At 69.3% G+C, this 13,793-nt stretch carries 16 protein-coding genes; 11 read left to right on the forward strand and 5 right to left on the reverse strand.

Going from position 1 to position 13,793, the window contains the following annotated elements; genetic code table 11:
- Nucleotides 1–22: 22 nt before the first annotated feature.
- Together AWC18_RS07690 and AWC18_RS07695 are read left to right on the forward strand one after the other, a co-directional pair.
- On the forward strand, nucleotides 23–1,195 hold the full coding sequence (locus AWC18_RS07690; RefSeq protein WP_085138322.1) for a glycosyltransferase: 1,173 nt from the start codon (nucleotides 23–25) through the stop codon (nucleotides 1,193–1,195).
- A 9-nt stretch (nucleotides 1,196–1,204) separates the two neighbouring features.
- Complete coding sequence (locus tag AWC18_RS07695; RefSeq protein WP_064996253.1) at nucleotides 1,205–1,399, forward strand: DUF3046 domain-containing protein; 195 nt, start codon at nucleotides 1,205–1,207, stop codon at nucleotides 1,397–1,399.
- Here AWC18_RS07695 and AWC18_RS07700 read toward each other — a convergent pair.
- Complete coding sequence (locus AWC18_RS07700) at nucleotides 1,390–2,040, reverse strand: TetR/AcrR family transcriptional regulator (protein ID WP_064996252.1); 651 nt, start codon at nucleotides 2,038–2,040, stop codon at nucleotides 1,390–1,392. The two genes, AWC18_RS07695 and AWC18_RS07700, sit on opposite strands and share 10 nt — an antisense overlap.
- A 71-nt stretch (nucleotides 2,041–2,111) precedes the next feature.
- Here AWC18_RS07700 and AWC18_RS07705 point away from each other — a divergent pair, with 71 nt between their 5' ends.
- The 3 genes from AWC18_RS07705 to recX all read left to right on the forward strand — a co-directional run bounded on the left by AWC18_RS07705 (nucleotide 2,112) and on the right by recX (nucleotide 5,183).
- Nucleotides 2,112–3,338, forward strand: a complete 1,227-nt coding sequence (locus AWC18_RS07705; protein ID WP_085138323.1) for an oxygenase MpaB family protein — start codon at nucleotides 2,112–2,114, stop codon at nucleotides 3,336–3,338.
- Between the two features lie 287 nt (nucleotides 3,339–3,625).
- Entirely contained in the window at nucleotides 3,626–4,678 is a 1,053-nt protein-coding gene (gene recA / locus AWC18_RS07710; protein WP_208858337.1) for a recombinase RecA, read from the forward strand.
- A complete protein-coding gene (gene recX, locus AWC18_RS07715; RefSeq protein ID WP_085138325.1) occupies nucleotides 4,647–5,183 on the forward strand; it encodes a recombination regulator RecX in 537 nt (178 codons plus the stop codon). Before recA ends, recX begins: the two co-directional genes overlap by 32 nt.
- Before the next feature lie 9 nt (nucleotides 5,184–5,192).
- Here recX and AWC18_RS07720 read toward each other — a convergent pair whose 3' ends face one another.
- A complete protein-coding gene (locus tag AWC18_RS07720; protein WP_064996248.1) occupies nucleotides 5,193–5,417 on the reverse strand; it encodes an Rv1893 family protein in 225 nt (74 codons plus the stop codon).
- A gap of 114 nt (nucleotides 5,418–5,531) precedes the next feature.
- Here AWC18_RS07720 and miaB point away from each other — a divergent pair, with 114 nt between their 5' ends.
- Both miaB and AWC18_RS07730 read left to right on the forward strand, forming a co-directional pair.
- A complete protein-coding gene (miaB, locus tag AWC18_RS07725; protein ID WP_085138341.1) occupies nucleotides 5,532–7,022 on the forward strand; it encodes a tRNA (N6-isopentenyl adenosine(37)-C2)-methylthiotransferase MiaB in 1,491 nt (496 codons plus the stop codon).
- Nucleotides 7,019–7,612: an Rv2732c family membrane protein gene (locus AWC18_RS07730; protein WP_085138326.1), complete on the forward strand. Its 594-nt coding sequence runs from the start codon at nucleotides 7,019–7,021 to the stop codon at nucleotides 7,610–7,612. The genes miaB and AWC18_RS07730 overlap by 4 nt, the downstream gene beginning before the upstream one ends.
- Here AWC18_RS07730 and AWC18_RS07735 read toward each other — a convergent pair.
- The 3 genes from AWC18_RS07735 to AWC18_RS07745 all read right to left on the reverse strand — a co-directional run bounded on the left by AWC18_RS07735 (nucleotide 7,578) and on the right by AWC18_RS07745 (nucleotide 10,136).
- Nucleotides 7,578–8,279 (reverse strand): phosphodiesterase, encoded by a 702-nt coding sequence (locus AWC18_RS07735; protein ID WP_085138327.1) that lies wholly within the window; start codon nucleotides 8,277–8,279, stop codon nucleotides 7,578–7,580. The genes AWC18_RS07730 and AWC18_RS07735 overlap by 35 nt on opposite strands.
- Nucleotides 8,276–8,731, reverse strand: coding sequence for an SRPBCC family protein (locus tag AWC18_RS07740; protein ID WP_085138328.1), 456 nt, complete (start codon nucleotides 8,729–8,731; stop codon nucleotides 8,276–8,278). Before AWC18_RS07740 ends, AWC18_RS07735 begins: the two co-directional genes overlap by 4 nt.
- Nucleotides 8,732–8,813: 82 nt before the next feature.
- Nucleotides 8,814–10,136 carry a DUF349 domain-containing protein gene (locus tag AWC18_RS07745; protein ID WP_085138329.1) on the reverse strand — a complete coding sequence of 441 codons (1,323 nt, stop codon included), beginning with the start codon at nucleotides 10,134–10,136 and terminating at the stop codon, nucleotides 8,814–8,816.
- A 190-nt stretch (nucleotides 10,137–10,326) separates the two neighbouring features.
- Between AWC18_RS07745 and AWC18_RS21630 the strand changes: the two genes are divergently transcribed.
- The 4 genes from AWC18_RS21630 to miaA all read left to right on the forward strand — a co-directional run bounded on the left by AWC18_RS21630 (nucleotide 10,327) and on the right by miaA (nucleotide 13,790).
- A complete protein-coding gene (locus AWC18_RS21630; protein WP_064996243.1) occupies nucleotides 10,327–11,208 on the forward strand; it encodes a DMT family transporter in 882 nt (293 codons plus the stop codon).
- A gap of 83 nt (nucleotides 11,209–11,291) precedes the next feature.
- A complete protein-coding gene (locus tag AWC18_RS07755) occupies nucleotides 11,292–12,209 on the forward strand; it encodes a DMT family transporter (RefSeq protein ID WP_064996242.1) in 918 nt (305 codons plus the stop codon).
- 10 nt (nucleotides 12,210–12,219) lie between these two features.
- Complete coding sequence (locus AWC18_RS07760; RefSeq protein ID WP_064996241.1) at nucleotides 12,220–12,888, forward strand: class III extradiol ring-cleavage dioxygenase family protein; 669 nt, start codon at nucleotides 12,220–12,222, stop codon at nucleotides 12,886–12,888.
- A complete protein-coding gene (gene miaA / locus AWC18_RS07765; protein WP_064996240.1) occupies nucleotides 12,885–13,790 on the forward strand; it encodes a tRNA (adenosine(37)-N6)-dimethylallyltransferase MiaA in 906 nt (301 codons plus the stop codon). Before AWC18_RS07760 ends, miaA begins: the two co-directional genes overlap by 4 nt.
- The last annotated feature ends 3 nt before the right edge of the window (nucleotides 13,791–13,793 follow it).

Raw genomic sequence — 13,793 nt, forward strand, 5'->3', positions numbered from 1 at the left:
GGGGCTGTGGCACGGTAGGCCGATGCGAGTCGTAGTGGTAGCCGGCCCAGATCCCGGTCACGCGTTCCCGGCGATCGCGCTGTGCAAGCGCTTCGCGGCGGCCGGCGATACACCGACACTGCTGACCGGCGTGCAGTGGCTCGACGCCGCGCGCGGCGCCGGGGTGGACGCCGCGGAGCTGCTGGGACTCGATCCCACCGCCGCCGATGACGACGCCGACGACGGCGCCAAGCTGCATCACCGCGCGGCGCGGATGGCGGTGGAGAACCGCGATCAGCTGCGGGCTCTGGCACCGGATCTGGTGGTCTCCGACGTCATCACGGCCTGCGGGGGAATGGCCGCCGAACTGCTCGACATCGGGTGGGTCGAACTCAGTCCGCACCCGCTGTACCTGCCGTCGAAGGGACTGCCGCCGATCGGCAGCGGGCTGGCGCCGGGCACCGGGGTGCGCGGCCGGCTGCGGGATGCACTGATGCGCTCGTTGACGGCACGCTCGATACGCGCGGGCCTGCGGCAGCGCGCCGAGGCGCGGGTGGGTATCGGTCTGCCGGCCGACGATCCCGGGCCAATGCGACGGCTGATCGCCACGCTGCCCGCACTCGAGGTGCCCCGACCGGACTGGCCCGCTGAGGCAGTCGTGGTGGGACCACTGCACTTCGAGCCGACCGAGCAGGTGCTCGAGCTGCCGCCCGGGTCGGGCCCGCTGGTGGTGGTGGCGCCGTCCACCGCCGCCACCGGAGCCGCCGGGCTGGCCGAGCTCGCCCTGGAGCATCTGGTTCCCGGTGCTGGCCTTCCCGAGGGCGCCCGGCTGGCGGTTTCGCGGCTGGGCGGCCCGCCCCTGGAGCTGCCCCCGTGGGCCGTCGCCGGGCTGGGACGCCAGGACGAACTGCTGACACACGCCGACGTGGTTGTCTGCGGCGGCGGGCACGGCATGGTGGCCAAGACTCTGCTGGGTGGGGTGCCGCTGGTGGTGGTGCCCGGCGGGGGCGATCAGTGGGAGATCGCCAATCGTGTGGTGCGCCAAGGCAGTGGGCGCTTGATCCGGCCATTGAGCGGGCCGGCGTTGGCCGAGGCGGTAGGCTCGGTGTTGGCGTCGCCGAGCTTCCGCGACGCCGCGCGGCGGGCCGCTGACACCGCCACCGATGTCGCCGATCCGGTACGGGTGTGCCATGAAGCACTGTCCGGCACTCGGTAGGTTGGGTGTGTGCGGCTGACCGAATTCCATGAACGGGTCACGATGCGTTTTGGTGCCGCGTACGGCGCCTCGGTGCTGGCCGACCACGTGCTGGCCGCCGTCGGCGGACGGACCGCGGTGCAGGCCATCGAGGACGGTGTGGAGCCGCGTGACGTGTGGTGGGCGCTGTGCTCGGACTTCGACGTGCCGCGCGATCAGTGGTGAAGCTGATCGCTGCGCGCCACGATGCTTCGCACCAGGGCGACGGAGAGGTCTGAGCAGATCGCGGCCAGTTCGGCGGTGGACTCGACCGGATTGGCCAGCCACGTCTCGATGATCTGGTTGACTCCGCCGACGATGAACAGCGCGCCGCGGCGCAACTCTTCCGGTGCGAGGTTCTGACCGTCGAGAACGTCCGGCGCATGTTCGACGATCGCGTCGGTGATCATGTCGAGGATGCCCGCGCGGTGCTCATTGAGCCCCGGAATCGCTGAGAGGTCGCTGGTGGCGATGCGGTGGATGCAGGGGTCGGCGGCGATCAGGTCGAGAAACGCGGTCAGCGCGGAACGGAGTTTGTCCGCCAGGGTGCCGGGATCGCCGATGCCGGCGGTGACCATCGCTTCGAGCAGTTGATCGCGGACGTCGTCGGAGACCGCGAAGAACAGCGCGTCACGATTGGGGAACTGCTCGTAGAAATAGCGCGGGGTGAGCCCGGCGGCGGTACAGACGCCGCGGACCGTGACCTCGCCGATGCCGGATTCTCCCCAGATCTGGCGACCGGCGGCCAGCAGCTTGCTCCGGCGCTCGGCACGGCGGTCCACCGCGCTGATCCCGCCGTAGTCACGCACCACCTCAGGGCGTTTCATTGACATCACACTACTAGCGAACGTAGATTCGGAATACGGATGTTATCCAAAATAGCGCTGGAGGCCGCCCGATGAACGCGCCTGCACCCACCGTGCCCGCCCGCCACCCCACCGGACCGGGTGCCGTGCCGGTCAGCATTCGGCTGCTGGCGACCGCGTTGGCGATCGGTCGGCCCACGCCGCAGCGGTGGCGCAAGATCGGTGAGGATCTGACCGCCGGCGACGAACCGATGCAGCGGCTGGTCGAGTGGATGGTGAACACCGGAACGGCCGAGACGCGGCCGATCTTCGATCAGGTACTGGCCCACGGCCTGGACAGCGTTCCCGACGCACCTGCGCCGCTGCGGGAGTTCTTCGGCGAGTTCGAGCCGATCCCAGACTGGGTCGATGTGGCCCGGTTGCGCCGCGGCCAGCGAGCCCTGCGCCGTGGCGGCGCCGACGGTACCTACATCGCGCGGGACGTGTCGTTCCTCGGCGGCTACCAGTTCTCCTCGTTCAACAAGACGCTGTTGCGCACCGGTGTGCTGGAGAAGGGCTCGAACAAGCGCTTCGCCGAGACCCTGCAGTGGGCGCTGGACGTCAGCGCCGAAGGGGGACTGGAGCCGCTTGGCGTCGGCTATCAGGCCACCATCCGCGTTCGGCTGATCCACGAATTCGTTCGCCGGCACGTGTCGGCGCTACCGGACTGGCGTGGTGACGAATGGGGCCTGCCGGTCAATCAGACCGACATGGCCGCCACCCTGGTGGGGGCGCTGATCGCGCCTCCGGCCGGCGGGCTGGCGATGGGAATCGTGATGTCCCCGGCCGAACTGGAGGACATTGCGCACCTGACCCGCTATGTCGGCTGGCTGATGGGGGTCCGCGAGGACTGGCTGCCTCACAGCTTCCGGGACGGCATCCGCATCCTCTATCAGACCCTGGGCGCACTCTCGGCGCCCGACGAGACCACCAAGCAGCTGGCCGCCCCGATGGCCGACGATCCGCTGGAATGGCGGTTCGGTGCCATCGCCGGTGTGCGGCGCCGTATCGCGCGCTCCCAGCATCTCTCGGTGACCAGCAGCTTTCTCGGGCCGCGCACGATGCGAAAGCTGGGACTGCCGGCCTTCGTACTGCCGTGGTATCCACTGCTGCGGATACCGGTCAACCTGGCCCGCAGCGCCGCTGCTCTGACCCTGCCCGGCGGCCTGGATCGCGCCGCGCGGCGGGGACGGCAGGAGCAGGAGGCGTTCATGCGCACCATGATGGGCTCGAACGACACCACCATCGGGGCATCCGCGCACGTCATGGCGGTGGCGTAGCTCGGCTGTTGCCCGCGAGCCGGCCCGAGGTTGCCCGCGAGCCGGCCCGTGAGTTGCCCGCGAGCCGGAATTCCACGACGCGACCCGCCCATGTCACGTCGTCAGATTCCGGCTCGGCTGTCACACCTCACGCGCCGACACGCGGCGTGTCTGACTTGATTCGAACATTCGTTCGCCTACTGTGGAGGAAGTTCGTTCGGCCTGACGGGTTTGTCAGACCCCGTCGCTAGCGTCACGGCCAACCGACCGAGAACCGGTCAACCGAACTACCGAACCACAGGAGAGACATCATGGCGCAAGCGCCCGATCGCGAAAAAGCACTCGAGCTGGCGATGGCCCAGATCGACAAGAACTTCGGCAAAGGCTCGGTGATGCGCCTCGGGGACGAGGTGCGCCAGCCGATCTCAGTCATCCCGACCGGCTCGATCGCCCTGGACGTGGCGTTGGGCATCGGCGGCCTGCCCCGGGGCCGGGTCGTCGAGATCTACGGCCCGGAGTCCTCCGGTAAGACCACCGTGGCACTGCACGCGGTGGCCAATGCCCAGGCCGCCGGCGGGATCGCGGCGTTCATCGACGCCGAGCACGCCTTGGACCCCGAATACGCCCGGAACCTCGGCGTGGACACCGATTCGCTGCTGGTGTCCCAGCCCGACACCGGGGAGCAGGCGCTGGAGATCGCCGACACGCTGATCCGCTCCGGCGCGCTGGACATCCTGGTCATCGACTCCGTGGCCGCCCTGGTGCCGCGCGCGGAGATCGAAGGCGAGATGGGGGACAGTCACGTCGGTCTGCAGGCCCGGCTGATGAGCCAGGCGCTGCGGAAGATGACCGGTGCACTGAACAATTCGGGCACCACCGCCATCTTCATCAACCAGCTGCGGGAGAAGATCGGCGTCATGTTCGGCTCGCCCGAAACCACGACGGGCGGAAAGGCTTTGAAGTTCTATGCCTCGGTACGCCTGGACGTTCGGCGGATCGAGACCCTCAAGGACGGCACCGACGCGGTCGGCAACCGCACCCGGGTCAAGGTGGTCAAGAACAAGGTGTCGCCGCCGTTCAAGCAGGCCGAGTTCGACATCCTGTACGGCCGGGGCATCAGCCGCGAGGGTTCGCTGATCGACATGGGCGTGGACCAGGGTTTCATCCGCAAGTCCGGCTCCTGGTTCACCTACGACGGCGAACAGCTGGGGCAGGGCAAGGAGAACGCCCGCAACTATCTGCTGACCAACGTCGACGTGGCCAACGAGATCGAGAAGAAGATCAAAGAGAAGCTCGGTATCGGAGCCGTATTGACCGATGAGCTGGCCGATGAAGTCCTGCCCGCCCCCGTCGACTTCTGAGCCGGTCGAGCTAGCAGGGCCCACCCGCGAGGAGCAGGCGAAGACGCTGTGCCTTCGCCTGCTCACCGCGCGGGCCCGCACCCGCGCCGAGCTCGCCGGTCAACTGGCCAAACGCGGCTACCCCGACGACGTCAGTGACCGGGTGCTGGATCGACTGACCACCGCTGGGTTGATCGATGACAGCGACTTCGCCGAACAGTGGGTGCGATCCCGCCGCGAACACGCGGGTAAGGGACGCAAGGCGCTGGCCGCCGAGCTACGCACCAAAGGTGTCGACGACGACGTGATCGCCGCAGCGCTGGAGGGCATCGATGCCGCCGCCGAACGCGATCGCGCCGAGCAGCTGGTACACGCCAAGCTTCGCCGGGAGACCCTCGGCGACGACGACGTGAAGGTCACCCGTCGGCTGGTGGGGATGCTCGCCCGGCGCGGCTACCATCCGTCGATGGCCTACGACGTGGTCAGCACCGAATTGGCTGCTGAACGCGAACGTCGCCGGGTGTGAGGGATCGGGTCAGACGTCTTCCGCGGCCCCGTCGTTGCCGGTGAAGACTTCCTTGGTCCGCTCGACGGCGTGAGTCGCGATCGCCACGGAGTCCTGGACGATCGCGCTGACGCCGCCGGAGATGTCCCCGCGAATGATGTCGCCGGCGTCCTCGACGATGTCCGAGGCCTTCTCGACGGCGTGTGCGGCGATGTCGCGCGCAGCGTCGAATGCGTCTTTGGGGGTGATCGCCATCGGAGTCTCCTGTCGTCGGCTGTCGAATTCGACTGTAGACGGCGCACACCGTGCGTGCAGGGCCTAAATCGACCCGGGAGCCCGGGCCGCTATCGGCCTGGTCATTCCGAACGAATCAGCCGCCGTACCATAGACCGGGTGAGTTTGCCGGTGATTTCCGAACAAGTGCGTACCTACGAGGTACGCACCTACGGCTGTCAGATGAACGTTCACGACTCCGAACGCATCGCCGGCATGCTCGAGCAGGCTGGTTACCGCCGGGCACCCGCGAACGCAGACGCCGACCTGGTGGTGTTCAACACCTGCGCGGTGCGCGAGAACGCGGACAACAAGCTCTACGGCAACCTCAGCCACCTGGCCCCCAACAAGCGAAGCAACCCCGACATGCAGATCGCCGTCGGAGGCTGCCTCGCGCAAAAGGACAAAGACAGCGTGCTGAGCCGCGCGCCGTGGGTGGATGTCGTCTTCGGCACGCACAACCTGGGCTCATTGCCGGCGTTGTTGGAGCGCGCCAGGCACAACCGCAGCGCCCAGGTCGAGATCGTCGAATCGCTGCGCGAATTCCCGTCGTCGCTGCCCGCCGCGCGGGACTCGGCCTATTCAGCGTGGGTTTCCATCTCGGTGGGCTGTAACAACAGCTGCACCTTCTGCATCGTGCCGTCGCTGCGCGGCCGCGAGGTGGATCGCAGCCCGGACGACATCCTCGCCGAGGTGCGAGCGCTGGCCGCCGAAGGCGTTCTCGAGGTGACCCTGCTAGGCCAGAACGTCAACGCCTACGGTGTCTCGTTCGCCGACCCGGAACTGCCGCGGGACCGAGGTGCATTCGCATCGCTGCTGCGCGCCTGCGGGGACATCGACGGCCTGGAGCGGGTCCGCTTCACCTCTCCGCATCCGGCCGAATTCACCGACGACGTCATCGAGGCGATGGCCCAGACCCCCAACGTGTGTCCCACCCTGCACATGCCGTTGCAGTCCGGCTCGGACAGGGTGCTGCGGGCGATGCGCCGCTCCTACCGGGCCGAGCGTTACCTGGGCATCCTCGATCGGGTCCGGGCCGCCATTCCCGACGCAGCCATCACCACCGACCTGATCGTCGGGTTCCCCGGTGAGACCGAACAGGACTTCGAAGAGACCCTGCAGGTGGTGGCAGCCGCGCGGTTCTCGGCCGCGTTCACCTTCCAGTACTCCAAGCGGCCGGGAACACCCGCCGCCGAACTTCCCGACCAGGTCCCCAAAGAGGTTGTCCAGCAACGCTACGACCGGCTGATCGAACTGCAGGAACAGATTTCCTGGGACGAGAATCGGGCCCAGATCGGGCGCACCGTCGAACTGCTGGTGGCCGTGGGTGAGGGCCGCAAGGACGCCCAGACCTCGCGGATGAGCGGCCGCGCCCGCGACGGACGGCTGGTGCACTTCGCTCCGGGGTCCGCGCAGGTGCGTCCCGGCGACGTGGTCACCACGACGGTCACCGGTGCGGCGCCGCACCACCTGCTGGCCGATGGGCCACTGCTGAGCCACCGGCGTACCAGGGCCGGTGACAGCCATGCCGAACCAGCGCCCGGTGTCGGACTGGGCATGCCGAAGATGCCGGGGGTGACGCGATGAGCGGCAAAAGGGATCAGCACAACCTGGAGGCCTACCGGGCCGACATCGAAGCCGCCGAGCGGCGCGTCGCCGGCGAAATCGATCCCGGCGGCAGGGGGCCCGTCGTTGCGATCTGCGTCTTCGTGCTGCTCGGGTCATTCCTGTTGCCGCACACCGGTTCCGTCCGCGGCTGGGATGTCCTGTTCCCCGGGGAACGCACCGACGAAGCGCTGGTGACGCTGCCGTCGCAGGTGTTCATGTGGCTGGCGTTGGTGTTCGGGGTCGGGTTCTCGATATTGGCCCTGGTGACGCGACGCTGGACGGTGGCCTGGGTGGCACTGGCGGGTTCGGCGGTGGCCGCCGCCACCGGACTGCTGGCCGTGTGGTCCCGGCAGACCGCGATAGCGGGCGACCCGGGTCCGGGCATCGGACTGATCCTGGCCTGGATCACGCTGATCGTGCTGGCGTTTCACTGGGCCCACGTGGTGTGGTCACGCACCGCCCTGCAGCTCGCGGCCGAGGCCGAGCGCCGGCGCAGCACCGCGCAGCTGCAGTCACGAAACCTGTTGGACGATCTCAGCCGCCCCGAGGACCCGCCACCGGGGGAGTAGCCGGAGCCTGCGCCCGGCCTTCTCGGCTTCCCCGATAGGCGCGTGCTCGCAACTCGGCGAGCCACCCCGGACGCAGTTGGACCCCCGGCGCGGTGTGCATGACCGGGTCGAACGAAACGTCGCGGTCCGCGCCGGCGCCGTTGATGACGAGGTGGGCCAACGGGCGGAATTCGCCTGTGCCGCAGGCCTGGTCGATTTCGAAGCGAATGTGCCCGCCGGCGAGTTGCCGACGGATGTCGCTCAACGCCAATCCATAGCCGTCGATCCGCGTCGTCAGCCGCGCCCGCAGCCACCACAACTGTTCTCGATAATGCAGCGGCATGAGCGTGGTCATCTGCAGCCCCGACCACGACACCACCGGCCGTAGTCCCACCGCCCGGCCGATCACCCCGGAGCCCGCGGAGACCAGCAAGACATCCCAACTTCGGTGATCGTACGGCGGCACCGGTATCTGAATCGCCAGCCCGACGGCGTCGGGCAGTCGACCAGGCGTGCCGGTGGCTTTGGAGATGCGGGTGATGACGGCGGCTGACGGCACCGGCAGACCCTCGTCCGGTGGTGCGTCTCGTTCCAGAAAGCCCGTCGCCAGCACCCCGTCGGGGTGGAAAACCCGACGATGCCGCAGCGCGGAACCCCAGCGAAAGGGCCACCCGGCGGGGTCGGTCATTGCCGCGGCACGTCGCCGCGCCAGGCACCGGTCTCGGTGGGTTGGCTCTCGATGAAGTCCTTGAACCGCTTGAGGTCCGCATGGACACGGTGGTCGAGGATATTCAGCTTGTCGGCCACGTTCTCCAGAACACCGTCGGGGTCGATGTCCATCTGCGTGGTCACCCGGGTGGTGGCGTCATCGATCTTGTGGAAGGTGACCACGCCGCCGTGATTCGGGCCGCTGTCGGAACGCCACGCGACCCGTTCTTCCGGGTGCTGCTCGGTGATCGTGGCGTCGAATTCACGCGATACCGGGCCCACCTTGATCTTCCAGTGCAGGTGGGTGTCGTCGCGTTGCAGTACCTGTTCGACACCCTCCATGAACTGCGGAAACGACTCGAACTGGGTCCATTGGTTGTAGACCGTCCGAATCGGGCGCTTGACGTCGAGTGCTGCGGTGATATTGCTCATGGGTCATCTCCAGTGAGTTGATCTGTCTGCTCTCACTGGGGGTGGTAGCCCGCGGATGCCGATGCTCAAACATCGGCCGGCATCAGCGCCGGTTGAGCGCCCGCTCGGCGGCCTGGGCCCACTGCCGCCACTGCTCGGCGTTGGCGGTGGCCTCGGCGGCCTCCTTGTCGCGACCCGCGGCCTGGGCTTTGAGCGCCTGGCGTTCGAACTGTTCGGCACGGGTGCGGAATTGGGCGGCGCGGGCCTCGGCTTCGGGGTCCACCACGGCCGCCTCGGCGGCGGCACCGGCGTCGCGCACCTTCTTCTCCACCGCCCGCAGGCGCCGCTCCAACTCGGCGGAACGCTCGCGGGGCACCTTGCCCAAGGCATCCCACTTCGTGACAATCGAGCGCAGCGCAGCGCGCGCGGCGTTCTGATTGGTCGGGTCGATCCGCTCCGCCTCGACCAGCAGCGCCTCCTTGGCGGCGGCGTTGGCCTCCAACTCGGCGTCACGCTCGGCGTTGGCGGCATTCCGTGCGGAGAAGAACGTGTCCTGGGCGGCCTTGAACCGTTGCCACAGCGCCTCATCGACGTCCTTGGACGCCCGTCCGGTCGTCTTCCAGGTGGCCAGCAGTTGCCGGAACGCGGCGCTGGTCGCTGCCCAGTCGGTGGAACTGGACAGCTCTTCGGCCCGTTTGCACAGCCGGTCCTTCTCTTCGCGCGCCCCGGCCCGACCGCGATCGAGTTCGGCGAAGTGCGAGCCGCGCCGCCGGTTGAAGCTGTCGCGAGCCGCCGCGTAGCGCTTCCACAGCGCGTCGTCGACTTTGCGGTCCAGGCCGGTGATCGTGCGCCATTCGTCGAGAATGGCGCGCAGCCGGTCGCCGGTGGCCTTCCACTGCGTGGAGTTCGCGGCCAATTCCTCAGCTTCGGCGGCCAGGGCCTCCTTGCGCGCGGTCGCCGCCGCCCGCTGCTCGTCGCGCTGCGCGCGGCCGGCTGCAGCAACACTGTCGGCGTGCTCGATGACCGCCGCGATCCGCGCCGCCAGCGCCTCGACGTCGCCCAGGACGCTGGCTGTCGGCAACTGGTCAGCCAGTGCCGTCGCCGATGCCTTGATCTTGCGGGCGTCGCCGCTGCCGGAGGACAACCGCTCCTCGAGCAGGGTCACCTCGGTGCTCAGGTCGTCGTACCGGCGACCGAAATGGGCGAATGCGGCCTCGCGGTCACCGGCCTGCCAGGAACCGATCTGTCGCTCACCGGCCGGCGTGATCAGCCACACCGTGCCGTCGTCATCGACTCGCCCGAACTGATGCGGGTCAACGGTGGGCGGCGGCAGGATGACGGCCGGTGCAGGCCGGGCACCTGGCTTGGGCCCGGGACGCGGCCCCGGACGGGGGATGGGGGCGGACGAACCGCTGTCAGTGGTCATCGCTGTCGTCACCTAACCCTTCGCGGGGCAACCCGCGCATCTGCCGCGCACCGCGGCGCCTTCGATCTGCTAGAAGCATTCAAGAGTATTCAAGCAGTTACCCGCCACGCCGCGCGGCCAACTCGGCTGTAGCCTGTCCGATCGCCACCGGATTTGCCCGCGACGCCCGCAGACCTGTAGGAGGCCGGCATTGGAGAAAGAGACCATCGCCGTACTGTTCGCGCTCGGCGCGGCGCTGTTCAGCGCGATCAGCGACGTGGTCCAACAGCGCAGCGCGCACCAGGTCGGTGACCATGGGATGGGGCCCGTCGCGCTGTTCGCCCGGCTGTTGACCGACCGGCGGTGGTGGCTGGGCACGCTGTCGGGTCTGGTGGGTTTGGGGCTGCAGGCCGTGGCGCTGGGCCTGGGGTCGGTGCTGCTGGTGGAGTCCTTGCTGGTGACATCGCTGCTGTTCGCGCTGCCCCTGGGCGCCCGCCACTCCGGCCAGCGACTCGCGCGCTCGGTCTGGATGTGGGCGGCGTTGCTGGTGGCCGCCCAGTTCATCATCATCACCGTCGGTAATCCCACCGCCGGCCACGAGAGGGCCTCGCTGGAGTCCTGGGTGTGGGTGATCGCGGTGCTGGCGCCGACGGTGCTGCTGTGTCTGGTCGGGGCGCGGGTGTACGCGGGGCGGGCGGCGGCCGCCGTGCTGCTGGCTGCGGTGTCTGCCATCTCGTGGGGCATCTTCGCGGTGCTGACCAAGGGGGTGGTCGATCTGATCGGCCATGGGCCGCGGGCGATGTTCGCCGCGCCGGAACTGTATGCGTGGGGAGCGGTCGCGCTGGCGGGCGCGATCTATCAGCAGGCGGCGTTTCGAGCCGGGGCCCTGACGGCCTCGCTGCCCACGATCACGGTGCTCGAGCCGTTGGTGGCCGCGACGCTGGGCGTGGTGTTGCTCGGTGAGGTGCTCAAACCCGGCCGCGGTGCGGCGTTCATCCTGGTGCTGGCGGTGGCGGCGCTGGTCGCCGCCGTCGCGGCGCTCTCGCGGGATCAGGCGGTCAGCGCGGGCGAGCCGGCCGTCGCGGCGGCCTAGCGGCGGGCCCGCCACCAGGCCTTGCTACCCAGCGAGAACCTGAACTGCGGGTATCGTTGCGCCTCTGAGGAGGGGGTCCGGGTATGTCGACGGCGAATATTCTGGCGGCGCTACTCGCGCTGTGCGCCGCGATGGCGTCCGCGATAGGTGACGTGATCCGCCAGCGCTGCGCGCAGGAGGTCACCGATCAACAGGTCGGCCATCTGGCGCTGTTCTGGCTGTCGGTGCGCGACCCGCGGTGGTGGGGCGGCGGTGCGGCCGCGGTGGCCAACTACGCCCTGCAGGCGGTGGCGCTGGCGGTGGGGTCGGTGATGCTGGTGACCGGGTTGCAGGTGACCGCGTTGCTGTTCGCACTGCCGATGTACGCCTGGCTGACCCATCGCCGGGTGAGCAGATGGGAGTGGGTGTGGGCGGTGCTGCTGGCCACCGCTCTGGCGGTGGTGGTCATCGTCGGGGATCCGACCGAAGGTAAACAGCACGCACCGGCCAGCACCTGGATCGTGGTGTCTGTGGTGTTGACGTCGGCGCTGGTGGTCTGCGTGTTCGCCGCCCGGCGGTTCAAGGGCCGCCCGGCGGCGGCGGTGCTGTTGGCGGTGGTGGCCGGCACCTCGCTGGCGGTGTTCGCCCTGCTCACCAAGGTCCTCGTCGAGGTGATGAAGGCTGATGGGTTTGACGCGGTCCTGCAGTCGCCCGCGCTGGAGCCCTGGCTGGTGGCGACGCTGGCCGGGATGATCTTCCAGCAGTCGGCGTTTAGGGCCGGGGCGCTGACCGCGTCCATGCCGACGATGATCGTGGCCAAACCGCTGGTGGCCACCGCGCTGGGTGTGTTGCTGCTCAACGAGACCATTCAGGCCGGCGGGGCAGAGGACGTCGCGGTGGTCATCGGGGTGGTGCTGATCGTGATCGCCACGGCGGCACTGGCCCGCGGTGAGGCCGCCACCATCGTCGCCGAAGCCGGCGCCGACCTGCCCGAGCCGGTGGCTGCGCCGACCACCAGCTAGCTTTGGTGCCGTGCTGGGACCGATTGCGATCATGCCGTCGGCGCCGGTGCTGGTGCCCGAGTTGGCCGGTGCCGCCGCCGAAGCCGCCGAGTTGCGGGCCGCGGCGCTGACCGCCGCCCGCGAGCTGCCGGCGCGCTGGGCGGTCCTCGGCGCCGGACCGGACGCGGTGTACGGGGCCGAGAGCGCCGGCAGCTTTGCCGGATTCGGCGCCGACGTCGCGGTCGCGCTGGGACCAGGCGCCCGCCGGACCGTCGATCTGCCGTTGTCCGCGCTGGTCGCCGGATGGGTGCGCGGTCAGGTCGCACCCGAGGCCGCGGTCGTGGTGCACTGTTGCGCCGATCCGGACACGGCGCTGGCCACCGGCAGGCGCCTCCGCGCCGAGATCGACCAAGGTGACGAGCTCACCGGTGTGTTGGTACTCGCCGACGGCGCCAACACCTTGACCCCGTCGGCCCCGGGTGGCCACCACCCCGCCGACGTCGAGTGCCAGCGCGCCTTGGACGAGGCCCTGGCCGGCGGCGACGTCGCCGCACTGACCGGGCTGCCCCCGCAGGTTGTCGGTCGCGCGGGTTACGCGGCCCTGGCCGGGCTGGTCGGGACAGCGCCGCGCGCAGTCACCCAGCTCTATCGCGACGCCCCGTACGGCGTCGGTTACTTCGTGGGGGTCTGGCGACCGTGAGGCCGATCGCGGTGGTCGGGCCCACCGGGACGGGCAAATCACAGTTGGCGTTGGATCTGGCGGCGCGGCTGGGCGGCGAGATCGTCAACGCCGACGCCATGCAGCTGTACCGCGGCATGGACATCGGCACCGCGAAACTGCCGCCGGAGCAGCGTGGCGGCATCCCGCATCACCAGCTCGACGTGCTCGATGTCGTCGAGACCGCGACGGTGGCCCGCTATCAGCAGGCGGCGGCGGCGGACGTCGAGGCGATCGCCGCCCGCGGTGCGGTGCCGATCATCGTGGGCGGATCGATGCTGTACCTGCAGGCCCTGCTCGACGATTGGTCGTTCCCGGCCACCGACCCGGTGGTACGGGCGCGCTACGAGCAACGGTTGGCCGAGGTCGGCGTCGCCGCGATGCATGCAGAACTGGCCGGCGTCGATCCGGCTGCCGCCGCGGCGATCCTGCCCACCGACGGCCGGCGGATCGTTCGGGCGCTGGAAGTGGTGGAACTGACCGGAGCACCGTTCGCCGCTTCGGCGCCCACCATCGGAGCGCCGCGCTGGGACGCCGTGATTCTCGGCTTGGACTGCGACACAACAATTCTCGATGAGCGACTGGCCGCCCGCACCGACACGATGTTTGCCCAGGGACTGGTCGCCGAGGTCCAGGGACTGCTGCAGTCGGGACTGCGGGACGGGGTCACCGCCGCCCGGGCGCTGGGCTATGCCCAGGTGATCGCCGACCTCGATGCCGGCGGCGACGGCGACGGGGCCCGGGAACCGACGTTCATCGGAACCCGCCGCTATGTGCGCCGGCAGCGATCCTGGTTCCGGCGCGACCATCGCATCCACTGGCTCGATGCGGCCGGCGCCGGCCTGCTCGACGCGGCGCTGGCTGCGCTTCGGCACGTATCCTGAGCA

Origin of the sequence: Mycolicibacter nonchromogenicus (assembly GCF_002101775.1) — a bacterium.
GTDB lineage: Bacteria > Actinomycetota > Actinomycetes > Mycobacteriales > Mycobacteriaceae > Mycobacterium > Mycobacterium nonchromogenicum.

Excerpts from the sequence above, each read along its gene's own strand:
- AWC18_RS07690 (WP_085138322.1), top strand. The coding sequence starts at position 23 with ATGCGAGTCGTAGTGGTAGCCGGCCCAGATCCCGGTCACGCGTTCCCG.
- AWC18_RS07700 (WP_064996252.1), bottom strand. The coding sequence starts at position 2,040 with ATGAAACGCCCTGAGGTGGTGCGTGACTACGGCGGGATCAGCGCGGTG.
- AWC18_RS07705 (WP_085138323.1), top strand. The coding sequence starts at position 2,112 with ATGAACGCGCCTGCACCCACCGTGCCCGCCCGCCACCCCACCGGACCG.
- recX (WP_085138325.1), top strand. The coding sequence starts at position 4,647 with ATGAAGTCCTGCCCGCCCCCGTCGACTTCTGAGCCGGTCGAGCTAGCA.
- AWC18_RS07720 (WP_064996248.1), bottom strand. The coding sequence starts at position 5,417 with ATGGCGATCACCCCCAAAGACGCATTCGACGCTGCGCGCGACATCGCC.
- AWC18_RS07730 (WP_085138326.1), top strand. The coding sequence starts at position 7,019 with ATGAGCGGCAAAAGGGATCAGCACAACCTGGAGGCCTACCGGGCCGAC.
- AWC18_RS07735 (WP_085138327.1), bottom strand. The coding sequence starts at position 8,279 with ATGACCGACCCCGCCGGGTGGCCCTTTCGCTGGGGTTCCGCGCTGCGG.
- AWC18_RS07740 (WP_085138328.1), bottom strand. The coding sequence starts at position 8,731 with ATGAGCAATATCACCGCAGCACTCGACGTCAAGCGCCCGATTCGGACG.
- AWC18_RS07745 (WP_085138329.1), bottom strand. The coding sequence starts at position 10,136 with ATGACCACTGACAGCGGTTCGTCCGCCCCCATCCCCCGTCCGGGGCCG.
- AWC18_RS07755 (WP_064996242.1), top strand. The coding sequence starts at position 11,292 with ATGTCGACGGCGAATATTCTGGCGGCGCTACTCGCGCTGTGCGCCGCG.